Source organism: Vibrio sp. 10N.247.311.12, assembly GCF_041467515.1.
Lineage (GTDB): Bacteria > Pseudomonadota > Gammaproteobacteria > Enterobacterales > Vibrionaceae > Vibrio > Vibrio crassostreae_C.
The window spans coordinates 14,676-26,662 of the sequence record NZ_JBFSUV010000034.1; the positions used below are offsets into that span (position 1 = coordinate 14,676).

An 11,987-nucleotide genomic window follows, 5' to 3' on the forward strand; every position below is an offset into this window, starting at 1 on the left:
GGCTTATTTAAAGCTAGGACAATGGTGATCGGCGCGCCATACCAATTGTCTTGAACCTTGCATTGTTTGTAATAAATCTCTACCTGACATTTGCGGGAATGCTAACAATACCTTGAGATCGAGAGGGGAGGTGCCATCTTTCTCATAGGCTCTTACGTGAGTAAAAGTCGATTGTAAGTGTTTGAACAGCATAGTCTTAGTAAGACAAATTCCAAAGTTATCGCGTTTCATTGCCTTGTTTCCTTTTCAACAATGTTTATACGTTATGTTTGTTATCCTGTTTCTATTGGACGTTGCCACTGACTGATCGATACTTCCTGCTCATCAATGTTTTATTATTGGGTGATGCTTTTATCAGTCACCTCTTCGTTGTCTGGCTAGCCGAGTTTGAAATAGCGATGGATGAATAGGGGAGAATACTTAATCCGTTTGTTCATCATTCGTAACGGCGAGCGTGCAACTTTTAGTTATAGATACGTCCAGCGAGCGAAGGGTTGTTGCTATTTTGTTAATCGAAATTTCGATTCAAAGCATGGTCTGAAAATCATGACCTATGGCTTAGCAACAATAAACTTCTTCATATGCAACCATTATAATTGTCTTTATTTTAAACAACCTAAAAAACACCTAAAAGCTTAGTGATCTAGCTCAATATTTATTCGTTTATTTTGGTTTTTAAGCTAATCAGTCCTAAAAATGAACGATTAATCGAGATGAACAACGTAAAGGATTATCAATTAACAATCTGCTCAATTATTTAGTTGAGTAGCAGTCACAAATTCACGCCCCTAGAAAGGTCATGCGATTAACTTGGTGTTAACATTGATCGTCTAACATTAGGGACGGTGGAATATGAAATGGAGCAGTATCAGTTTCCGTAAAAGGTTACTGATTATCATGACGGTCACTGGCCTCGTTGAACTTTTGATTCTTGCAGCGGCTGGTTTTTATTACATCAAACAATCTCAAGAACAAGAGATGGGTTTGAAAGCGTTAGGTGTTGCTGAATTTCTATCTGAATCGCCGCTTGTCACCAGTATTATTCAAGAAAATGGGACGTTGGACCCTAATGGCGTTCCCTACGTTCTGTCTGAAGAAACCCAAGTTAAATTTCGTAACCTTACTCAGCTCATTGGCGCGGCGTTTATCGTTGTGGGAGATGATAAAGGTATCCGCCTGATTCACCCTTATGATGACAGGCTCGGTAAACCCATGCGTGGTGGCGATAACCAAAAAGCATTGGTATTGGGCGAGTCTTATGTGTCGACAGCCAAAGGATCGCTGGGTTTTTCAGTTCGTGGTAAATCCGCGGTAAAAGACCCCCAAGGTACCGTTATTGGCGTGGTGTCAGTTGGTTACTTATTGGATTCTTTGCAAGATCGAATCGAACCTTACTTAGCCTTTTTGATTGTGATGGCGTTGCTGGTGGTTGCGGTCAACGCTTTGATTTCGAGTTATGTATCTCGCCGTTTTCAACGCGCTATTTTGGGCTTTGAGCCTGAAGAGATAGGCCGGTTGTATGTTGAGCTAGATGTAACCATGAGTACCGTGAAAGAGGGCATTCTGAGCATCGATAAGCACGGCATTTTACGTTCAATTAATAAGAGTGCCTGCGATATTTTATCGATAGACAGGGATAAAGCACTCAATCAACAGCGCCTTTCTGATGTATTGCCAGGCAGTGATTTAGAACAACTGCTATCAACCGGCGACACCGACCACGATGTTGAGTTGTATTTAAACAATAAGCGAATCATTGCTAACCGAAGCCCGATTATAGTGGCAGGTGAGGTGGTCGGGGCGGTATCGAGTTTCCGATTACGAGATGAAATCAACGATTTAACAGACCAGCTCTCACAAACCAAAGAATATGCTGATCTACTGCGTTCACAAACCCACGAGCATCAAAACAAGCTTAACACTATTAGTGGCTTGATTCAGATGGGCGAGTTGGATTCTGTTCAACAATTGATTGGTCAAGAAACCGCTCATTACCAGAGCTTAATTGAGTTCTTAAGAGAGACGGTGAAAGACCCTCTTATTGCAGGCATGCTTTTAGGCAAAACAGAGCGAGCTCGAGAGATTGGGTTAGAGCTTAAAGTGGAAGAGGGATCAAGGCTTGAAGCTCTGCCTAGCTGGTTAAACGCGGATGACGTTGTCACAATTCTTGGCAACCTGATTGATAACGCCTTTGACGCCACCATGACGGCGATTAAGCAAGAGGGTCAAATTGCGCCAGCGCGTCGGGTTATTGAAGTTTCAATCAGTGATTTTGGTAATGAAATTATCGTAGAAGTAGAAGACAAAGGGTGCGGTTTGCCGAAAGAGTTGGCGACCAAAGCACTCACCGAAAAAGGCGTATCGAGCAAAGCGAAGCAAAATCGTGGTGTGGGTTTGTATCTGATAAAGCAGCTGGCAGACCGATATCAAGGGCAGCTTGAAATGGTCGACAACCACGATTTTGGCACGCGAATGACGGTTTATCTGCCAAAAGAAGAACAATAATTAAGCACGAAACGATCTTGCGAAGATCATCGTGACGGAAAAAGCATGGTTAAAGGAAGAACATAAATGAACGCAATCACGAGAGTCATGGTCATTGAAGATGATATTGCGATTGCAGAGCTACACCATCGTTATTTAGAACAGATGGGTGGCTTTGACGTGGTCGGCATTGCCACCACACAGTCTGAAGCGCTCATGCAACTGGACATCTTAAAACCTGATTTGGTGTTATTGGACGTGTACCTGCCGGACGGGTGTGGGCTCGATATTCTTAATCACGTAAGAGGGAGCAATCAAGGCTGCGACGTTATCTTGATTACTGCTGCTCGGGATGTGGATACGCTGCAGCAGGCAATGCGTGGTGGGGTGGTCGATTATCTATTGAAACCAGTAATGTTCCCTCGTTTGGAAGCGGCACTGAAAAAGTATCAATCTCAACAACAAGAGTTTGAAAGTGTGTCGGATTTGAATCAAGGTTTGGTTGATAAGATGCTGCAAGCCAATGCCAAAGCGGACTCAGGAAAAGTATCAACCTTGCCCAAAGGAATTGATGGCGTAACGTTGGATAAGATCAGAGCCATTTTTCAGCAAGCTGATGCCGTTAATATTACCGCCGATGAAGCCGGAGAACGAATTGGTGCTAGCCGAACCACCGCCAGACGCTATTTAGAATTTTTGATTACCACTGGTGAGTTAGTCGCAGACTTAAATTACGGTACCGTAGGTCGCCCGGAGCGCTGCTACAACAAAGCGCAAAGATAAACACGACACCATCAAAATAAATATAAAGCCAGTTGAATAAGCTGGTTTTACCTTTTTCTCCCTTTCCTATTGCTCACTCCACCGACCAGATACCGTTCTTTCTTGACTACACTGTTTGAGAATGCCGATTTGCTTCTCCCTCGGGTCAAATGAACGGAACTATCGATTAGAATTTGTTCGAAATGAGTCAATATTTAATCGATTGCTTTCACAGTGGTTGATGTAAATCAAATAGTCATAGACAATACTGTCCCGAATAGAGGTGATAGCTTTCACCCTCGTTTACCAAACGCATTCTCAAATTTAATAGGCGCTTACTATTGATGTAATAGTTAAGACCTATTATCTATTTTCGTATGTCGCTGATACCTTTGGCGAATACTAAAAACCTTGTTTTTATAGGAAAGATGATGGTAATACCTGAAAACAGCAGCATCGTTATTTTTGGTGCGTCGGGAGATCTAACTTACCGCAAGTTAATTCCTGCTCTATACCACCTGTATGCTAGCAATCAACTACCAGAATCCTTTGCGATTCTTGGAGTGAGCCGTACTGAGTACAGCGATGAGTCTTACCGTGAGAAGCTGAAGAAGTCTCTTCAGGAAATGGAAAAAACTGAACCAGAGACGCTGAATGCATTTATTGAACATCTGCATTACCAAGCGATCAATACTTCAGATGTAGACGACTATGCTCGTTTAGCACAACGTCTAGACAAGCTTGAGCAAGACTACCAATTCGAAAACCATAACACATTGTTCTACTTGGCAACCCCGCCAAGCCTATACGGTGTGATTCCAGCAAACCTTGCTGCGCATGGCCTTAACGATGAATCGAACGGCTGGCGTCGTCTGATCATCGAAAAACCATTTGGTTACGACTTAGCATCAGCTCAAGCGTTGGATGAAGAGATCCATCATCACTTCCAAGAACACCAGATCTACCGTATCGACCATTACCTTGGTAAAGAGACGGTTCAAAACCTTCTAGTGCTTCGTTTCTCAAACGCGATGTTTGAACCACTGTGGAACCGTAACTTCATTGAATACGTTGAAATCACAGGTGCTGAGTTCCTTGGCGTTGAAGAGCGTGGCGGATACTACGACGGTTCTGGCGCAGTTCGCGACATGTTCCAAAACCACCTGCTGCAAGTGCTAGCGATGGTAGGTATGGAGCCGCCTGCACAAATTAACGCTGATTCTATTCGTGATGAAGTGGTTAAAGTGCTTCAGTGTCTGAAACCATTAGAAGAAGATGATCTGCGTAAAGACTTAGTATTAGGTCAGTACACAGCATCAGATGTTCGTGGTCAGCACCTACTAGGTTACCGTGAAGAGCATGGTGTAGCGGATGATTCTCGTACCGAGACTTACATCGGCTTGAAAGCTCACATCAATAACTGGCGTTGGAATGGTGTTCCTTTCTACGTACGTACAGGTAAACGCTTACCAACACGTGTGACTGAAATCGTGATTCACTTTAAGAACACGCCACACCCAGTATTTGGTCAAGATGCACCAGAGAACAAGCTGATTATCCGCATCCAACCGGATGAAGGTATTCAGATGAGCTTTGGTTTGAAAGAGCCAGGCGCAGGCTTCAAAGCAAAAGAAGTGAAAATGAACTTCTCATACTCTGACTTGCCTGAAACTCAGATGCTGACGGCTTATGAGCGTCTTCTTCTTGATGCACTGAACGGTGATGCGACTCTGTTTGCACGTACCGATGCGGTAGAAGCATGTTGGAAGTACGTTCAACCAATCTTAGACTTCAAGCAAGATCCTCAAGCACTGTTTGGCTATGCTTGTGGTACTTGGGGCCCACAGGAAGCAGATGAACTTCTGCAACGTGATGGCCGCGCATGGCGTTTCCCATGCAAAAACTTAACAGACACGGATTACTGCGAACTATGATCAATCACAAGATCTTTGCAACGCCTGAACTGGTTGTTGAAAACCTAGCAAATGAAATGAAAGCATACAGCGAGCAGGGTAAACCTGTTCACATTTCACTGTCTGGTGGCAGCACGCCAAAAATGCTTTTCAAACTTTTAGCACAGGCGCCATACGCGGAAGGTATTCAATGGAATAACCTTCACTTCTGGTGGGGCGACGAACGTTGCGTTGTACCAGACGACGCTGAAAGCAATTTCGGTGAAGCAAACGCGCTCTTATTTTCAAAACTAAAAGAGTTTACTCAAGTAAACCTTCCTGCTGAAAACATCCACCGCATCCGTGGTGAAGATGAACCAAAAGCAGAAGCAGAGCGTTTCGCAAAAGAGATGGCAGACGTAATCCCAACAGAAAACGGCACGCCTGTATTCGATTGGATTCTGCTTGGTGTTGGCGCAGACGGCCACACAGCTTCACTATTCCCAGGTGCAACCAACTACCAAGATGAGAACCTATCTGTATTAGCTTCTCACCCTGAGTCTGGTCAAATCCGTGTTTCTAAAACAGCGAAAGTTTTAGAAGCAGCAAAACGAATCAGCTACCTAGTACTGGGTGCAGGTAAAGTTGAGATCGTTAAAGAAATTCATACAACTCCTGCTTCAGAACTGCCTTACCCGGCAGCGAAAATCCAGTCTAAAACTGGCGAAACAGAGTGGTTCCTAGATTCAAATGCAGCAAGTGCTATCGCATAAGTGCGAATAGCCGCAAGGAGATAAAATAATGAAAGGTGATATCGGTGTAATTGGCCTAGCAGTAATGGGTCAGAACCTTATCCTAAACATGAACGACCACGGCTTCAAAGTTGTGGCTCATAACCGTACTGCTGCTAAAGTAGACGAGTTCCTAGAAGGCCCAGCTAAAGGTACTAACATTGTTGGTGCTTACTCTCTAGAAGAGCTAGTTGAGAAGCTAGAAGCGCCACGTAAAGTGATGCTTATGGTTCGTGCTGGTGACGTTGTAGACACGTTCATCGAAAACCTAATCCCACTTCTAGACGAAGGCGACATCATCATTGATGGTGGTAACACTAACTACCCAGACACTAACCGTCGTGTAGCGCATTGTCGTGAGAAAGGCATCCACTTCATCGGTACTGGTGTATCAGGTGGTGAAGAAGGTGCTCGTTTCGGTCCTTCAATCATGCCAGGTGGTGCGGCTGAAGCTTGGGAAGCGGTTAAGCCAATCTTCCAAGGTATCTCGGCAAAAACTGACGCTGGTGAGCCTTGCTGTGACTGGGTTGGTAACGACGGTGCTGGTCACTTCGTTAAGATGGTACACAACGGCATCGAATACGGTGACATGCAGCTTATCACTGAAGCATACCAGTTCATGAAAGATGGCCTAGGTATGTCTGCTGACGAGATGCAAGCAGTATTCGCTGACTGGAACAAGACTGAGCTAGACAGCTACCTAGTTGAAATCACTGCTGACATCCTTGGCTACAAAGATGAAGACGGTGAAGCGCTAGTTGAGAAGATCCTAGACACTGCAGGCCAAAAAGGTACGGGTAAGTGGACTGGTATCAACGCACTAGACCTAGGTATCCCACTAACACTGATCTCTGAGTCTGTATTCTCTCGTTGCCTGTCTGCTCTTAAAGACCAACGTGTTGAAGCTGAAGCTTTGTTTGAGAAGACAATCACTCCAGTTGAAGGCGACAAGCAAGAGTGGGTTGATGCACTACGTCAAGCTCTACTGGCTTCTAAGATCATCTCTTACGCTCAAGGTTTCATGCTAATGCGTGAAGCGTCGAACGAAAACGGCTGGGACCTAAACTACGGTAACGTAGCGCTAATGTGGCGTGGTGGTTGTATCATCCGTTCTGCATTCCTAGGCAACATACGTGATGCGTACGAAGCAAACCCAGACATCGCGTTCCTAGGTTCTGACGAGTACTTCAAAAACATCCTACAAGGCAGCCTAGTGGCATGGCGTAAAGTAGCAGCGAAATCTCTAGAGTCTGGTATCCCAATGCCATGTACGATTTCTGCGCTATCTTTCCTAGACGGTTACACAACTGCACGTCTACCAGCGAACCTGCTTCAAGCTCAACGTGACTACTTCGGTGCTCACACTTACGAGCGTACTGACCGTCCACGTGGTGAATTCTTCCACACAAACTGGACTGGTACAGGCGGCGATACTGCTTCTACAACTTACGACGTATAATCGTTAGTTAGAATCAGTTAAGAACCTTGTTGTTCTTATTAGCTGTAAACTAGAAAACAAAAGGATGCCAACTGGCATCCTTTTTTGTTGGTTTGCGTATTTTTAGATGGTCACTTCAAACACACAACTAATTATCGCTTAGGCGGTCATGATATGTGGTTGTACATCGTCGTTGTATTGATCTCGAATGGCCATAAAGCTGTCTAGGTTTTGTTTAGGCGCTTCAACCCACTCTGGGTCAAACATTGAACCAGTGTTTGCTTCTATATAGGCCATCACCTCATTCAGTGACCAAGCGTGTTTATAGGCTCTTTTACTCATTAACGCATCGAATACGTCTGCCAGTTAATAGCGTATGCGCTATTGCTTAACTAAAGTGTTGTTAATGATGATCTGGACGTTAAATAACCATTTTAAAATTAATTTCAAAGATAAATAGGATAACGAGTATGCTTTATGCCATCATAAAGGCATAAATAAGGGCAATGGATGTAATGCCCAAGTGATTGAGCTAGAAATGGTCAGTGATGACGGTGTTCTAGAGTAAATTCAAGGCCTTTAGTTGCCTTGAAAAAGGTAATGTTATGACTGAAGAAGAAAGAATCGAACTGCAACAAAATAACCCGCTACACGGCTTAAAGCTTGAAACCATGATCACTGAATTAGTGGATCACTATGGTTGGGAAATTTTAGATGCGGCAATGCGTATGAACTGCTTTAACACTAAGCCTACAGTGGCAAGCGCAGTTAAATACCTGAAGAAAACCGAATGGGCTCGTGAGAAGGTTGAAAACTTCTACCTTTACCGTTTCAAGCGCATGCCTAAAGCATCGGACATCGAATATCAGATGCCTCCGCGTTCACGTACATTCCGCCATGGGCTAGAGCCTCGTGAGCCAATGGAACTAACGGTTGAGTCTATCCACGCTTCTCAAGCTAAAGCTGCGTCTGCATTTAAAGAGCGCCGCGGCGGTAACGGTCGTAACTTCCGTCGTTAATAAGAAGGCGTCGCTAGAAAGAACCGTCGCTAAATAAGGCGTCGGCGATTAGCACGGCTAATTAGATAAGCGAAAAACACAAAAGGAGCCTATGAGCTCCTTTTTTAATTCGTTCGATTAAACCGTAATTGGCTAAGCTTCGCGGTTCTTTCTTTGATTCTTCCAAAGATCGGTGACATAAACGATCGCACTGACCAGTAAGAATAGCGCTGACACAGAAAACAGAGCGGGCATTTTTAAGATCCACGCGAATGTGACAGCAAGAAAAGCGACAAAGCAAATGAGTCGACTTGATGACATGACATGACCGAGTTTAGTGTTCATAACGCCTCCTAATGAAGTCTCACTTTCGACAGGAGAATTATCCTACCTTTGGCAAAATAAAGGCTAAAAAACAGTCTAAATTGTTATCAAATTTGCTAATTGAAGGACTCGTCTCACACATTTTGGCTTGGCTATTTTATAAGTAATAAAATAGCCAAATCGGTATGAGCAGGGTGGAGTCTTTTGGCTTTATCTTTTCAGTTGCAAGTCTTATTAAACCGAACGTCTAATTAGCATAGAAAAAGTAAGCGGTGATCAAAAAGCTCGCGATGATCACTGTGGTTCGAACATAGTGTTGAGGGATGCGGCGAGAGATTTTTGCTGAATAATAACCACCAACCAATGTACCCAATAATACAGCCATGCCAGACGGCCAATCAATCGAACCATTGACGATAAAAAATACGATCGCTGCGAGGGAAGCACACGCGGACACGAGCAGTTTGATGCCATTCATCACGTTGATGTTGGTGTAACCAGCCAGCGCCAAGTAGCTCAATGTCACAATGCCTAAGCCTGCATTAAAATAACCACCATAAACACACACGATCAAAAGCAATACAGCGGAAAAGAACGCCCCTGCGCTGGTGGCGTGCTTATGTTTAGCGGTTACTTTCTTTAGCCATTTGTTGAGAGTGCCACCAAAGGTAAAAAGCAGAGCGGCGAACAGTAATAACCAAGGTACGGATTGGGTAAATAGCGCTTCTGGCGTGTGTAGTAGTAAAAATGCACCAATGCCGCCGCCAATTACGCATAGCCCAACAACGAGCTTGAGTTGTTTGGTACCAGATTGAATTTCGTGGCGCAGTGCGTAAGCACCACTGATGTAACCAGCGCATGAAGCAAAGGTGTTGGTCGCGTTGGCTGCTATTGGTGGAACGCCAGCAAATAACAAAGCAGGGAAAGTGATGAAGCTGCCGCCACCCGCAATGGAGTTAAGCACACCGCCAACCACCCCTGATAAGAATAGAATCAACCAATCCATAGTTTTAGAATCCAATACGTTAACTAACTGGTTACCTTACTTGAATTTGTTATGAATATCAGCGCCATGTGTGTTGTAAAGATAGGTTTGTGAGTTTGCTACCACCTTAGAGCTGTGGTTTTTTGAAATAGCTGGTACGAAAAAAGGAGCCTGAGGCTCCCTTTATTTCGTTTTGTTTTCTAGGCTAAGCCAAGTTTATACTTCAACAGGCTTTGCTCTAAAGCTCTTGAACAGCTTAACCAGAATAGGACTAGATAGAACCAATACCGCTAAAATAGTGAAGGTCATAGTGATAGGGCGTTCCCAAAGGAAGCTGAGTTCACCATCACTGATCATCAGTGCGCGTCTCAAGTTCTCTTCCATCAAACCACCTAATATGAAGCCAAGCAGTAACGGTGCGAGCGGGAAGTTGGCCAGCCTTAACGCTATCGCCGCCATTGCCACAATTAGCATCACAAACACATCCATCGTGTTGAAAGACACCAAGTACACGCCTGTGATTGAGAAGAAAATGATCATTGGCAGTAGTACCGTTCTTGGTACCGCTAGCAGTTTAGAGATATATGGGATCAACGGTAGGTTTAAGATAACCAGCACGATGTTGCCAAAGTACATCGAGATAATCACCGACCAAAATACGTCTGGGTGTTCAACGAACAAGCGAGGACCAGGCTGAATACCGTAGGCAATCAATGCACCAAGCATAATCGCAGTTGTACCAGAGCCCGGAATACCCAGCGTTAGTAGCGGAACGAATGAACCACTTGAAGCGGCGTTGTTTGCTGATTCAGGAGCAACAAGACCACGGATACTGCCTTTTCCGAACTCTTTCTGCTTGTCTTTTGGCGCGAGGCTACGCTCCATACCGTAACTTAGGAATGCCGCAATAGTGGCACCTGCGCCCGGTAGAACACCGGTAAAGAAACCGAGAATAGAAGATCGAATTGAAACTGGTGCCACTTCTTTGAACTCTTCTTTGGTGACCTTCATGCTACCAATATCCGACATCTTTTGGCTTTCTTCCGCGCTGGTGTCTTGCTCTGGTTTTAGAATACCCATCAAGGTTTCACCCAGTGCGAATGTTGCCATCGCTAATAATAGGAAGCTAAAGCCATCCATCAGATCCGTAAGGCCAAAAGTGAACCGTTCAACGCCAACACCTTTGTCGATACCTACAGTTGATAGCATCAAACCAAGAATAGTCATCATCCACGCTTTGATTACCTGACCTGGGCCTGCAAACGCCGCTACAGCGGATAGACCTAATAGCATCAATGCAAAGTAGTCTGAAGACTGGAAGCTCAGTGACACGCTTGCTAGAGCCGGTGCGGCAATCAAAAGCATGATTGCTGACAGCGTACCGCCAGTGAAAGAAGAGTAAGCCGCGAGAGCAAGTGCTTTACCTGCTTGGCCTTTTTGAGCCATCGGGTAGCCGTCAAACGCGGTTACTACCGTTGAAGAACAACCCGGAGCATTGATTAAGATGGATGACGTCGAGCCACCAAATACAGCACCGTAGTACACACCAGCCATCAAGATTAGGCCAGAAGAAGGATCTAGGCCGTATGTAATCGGGATCATCAACGCGATTGCTGAAATTGGACCGAGTCCCGGTAGCATTCCAATAAAGGTACCAACAAAACAGCCAACAATTACCATCATGATGTTCATTGGCATCACGGCGGTAGAAAGTCCTTGTAAAATTCCGTCTAACATAATGTTATCCCTACCAAAGAGTGAAGATTAAACCAGGCTCTAGGTAGATATCTAAGCCTTGAGTTAATAAAAGAAAGAACGCGATAACGAAAGGAAACGACGCGCCAAATAAGACAGCTTTGCGGCGCTCACCCAGTAGGTAAAAGCCTGCAAGTAAGAAGAAGCTGGTTGCTAAAACAAAGCCAAGATAAGTCAGTCCAACACCGTACAGAGCCATTAACACCAAGAAGCCAATAAGCAGTTTCCAGTTCAGCGGCGTAGTGTCGCATGTGACTTTTTTATCCGGCTGTCCGGTTATAAGCAGGATCAACGACAGGCCGATGCCGATAAACGTTAATAGGGTAGGTAAAGTTCTTGCAGTGAAGGGTTCGTACTCGTCACCGGGAAACAAAGGAATTAGCGTGGTTTGATAGCCGTAGCACAAGCTCGCCAGCATAAAGATCATGGCTCCGATGCGATCCTTCGAAAGCAAAGATTCCTTACTCAGAAATTTGGTTGGTAAGTCCGACATATCCAACTCCATTTGGGGTGGTATAAAAAGTAAAAAAGCCGCACATGAGCGAGTTAATGAAGAAT

The 11,987-nt window shown here is 44.6% G+C and carries 11 protein-coding genes and 1 pseudogene; 6 read left to right on the plus strand and 6 right to left on the minus strand.

Going from position 1 to position 11,987, the window contains the following annotated elements; translation table 11 throughout:
* Window positions 1–3: 3 nt before the first annotated feature.
* Window positions 4–231, minus strand: a complete 228-nt coding sequence (locus AB6E30_RS15235) for a hypothetical protein (RefSeq protein ID WP_009846577.1) — start codon at window positions 229–231, stop codon at window positions 4–6.
* 621 nt (window positions 232–852) lie between these two features.
* Here AB6E30_RS15235 and AB6E30_RS15240 point away from each other — a divergent pair.
* The 5 genes from AB6E30_RS15240 to gnd all read left to right on the plus strand — a co-directional run bounded on the left by AB6E30_RS15240 (window position 853) and on the right by gnd (window position 7,388).
* Window positions 853–2,505: an ATP-binding protein gene (locus AB6E30_RS15240; RefSeq protein ID WP_372104216.1), complete on the plus strand. Its 1,653-nt coding sequence runs from the start codon at window positions 853–855 to the stop codon at window positions 2,503–2,505.
* A gap of 66 nt (window positions 2,506–2,571) precedes the next feature.
* Complete coding sequence (locus AB6E30_RS15245; protein ID WP_017063807.1) at window positions 2,572–3,267, plus strand: response regulator; 696 nt, start codon at window positions 2,572–2,574, stop codon at window positions 3,265–3,267.
* Window positions 3,268–3,677: 410 nt separating this feature from the next.
* Window positions 3,678–5,180 (plus strand): glucose-6-phosphate dehydrogenase, encoded by a 1,503-nt coding sequence (gene zwf, locus AB6E30_RS15250; protein ID WP_017059714.1) that lies wholly within the window; start codon window positions 3,678–3,680, stop codon window positions 5,178–5,180.
* Entirely contained in the window at window positions 5,177–5,911 is a 735-nt protein-coding gene (pgl, locus tag AB6E30_RS15255) for a 6-phosphogluconolactonase (RefSeq protein ID WP_017066266.1), read from the plus strand. The genes zwf and pgl overlap by 4 nt, the downstream gene beginning before the upstream one ends.
* 28 nt (window positions 5,912–5,939) lie before the next feature.
* Window positions 5,940–7,388 (plus strand): decarboxylating NADP(+)-dependent phosphogluconate dehydrogenase, encoded by a 1,449-nt coding sequence (gnd, locus tag AB6E30_RS15260; RefSeq protein ID WP_017059712.1) that lies wholly within the window; start codon window positions 5,940–5,942, stop codon window positions 7,386–7,388.
* A 138-nt stretch (window positions 7,389–7,526) separates the two neighbouring features.
* On the opposite strand, the pseudogene AB6E30_RS15265 reads toward gnd, so the two are convergent.
* Window positions 7,527–7,733, minus strand: a pseudogene (locus AB6E30_RS15265) (metal-dependent phosphohydrolase); the annotation flags it as partial.
* Between the two features lie 239 nt (window positions 7,734–7,972).
* Between AB6E30_RS15265 and AB6E30_RS15270 the strand changes: the two are divergent.
* Window positions 7,973–8,386, plus strand: coding sequence for a VF530 family DNA-binding protein (locus AB6E30_RS15270; protein WP_010438513.1), 414 nt, complete (start codon window positions 7,973–7,975; stop codon window positions 8,384–8,386).
* A 132-nt stretch (window positions 8,387–8,518) separates the two neighbouring features.
* Here the strand turns inward: AB6E30_RS15270 and AB6E30_RS15275 are convergent, their stop codons facing one another.
* The 4 genes from AB6E30_RS15275 to AB6E30_RS15290 form a co-directional block, all read right to left on the minus strand.
* Complete coding sequence (locus tag AB6E30_RS15275) at window positions 8,519–8,710, minus strand: hypothetical protein (protein ID WP_102333370.1); 192 nt, start codon at window positions 8,708–8,710, stop codon at window positions 8,519–8,521.
* A 226-nt stretch (window positions 8,711–8,936) separates the two neighbouring features.
* On the minus strand, window positions 8,937–9,695 hold the full coding sequence (locus AB6E30_RS15280) for a sulfite exporter TauE/SafE family protein (RefSeq protein ID WP_102333369.1): 759 nt from the start codon (window positions 9,693–9,695) through the stop codon (window positions 8,937–8,939).
* A gap of 195 nt (window positions 9,696–9,890) precedes the next feature.
* A complete protein-coding gene (locus tag AB6E30_RS15285; protein ID WP_136982895.1) occupies window positions 9,891–11,411 on the minus strand; it encodes a tripartite tricarboxylate transporter permease in 1,521 nt (506 codons plus the stop codon).
* 10 nt (window positions 11,412–11,421) lie between these two features.
* Entirely contained in the window at window positions 11,422–11,922 is a 501-nt protein-coding gene (locus AB6E30_RS15290) for a tripartite tricarboxylate transporter TctB family protein (protein ID WP_136982896.1), read from the minus strand.
* Window positions 11,923–11,987: the final 65 nt, after the last annotated feature.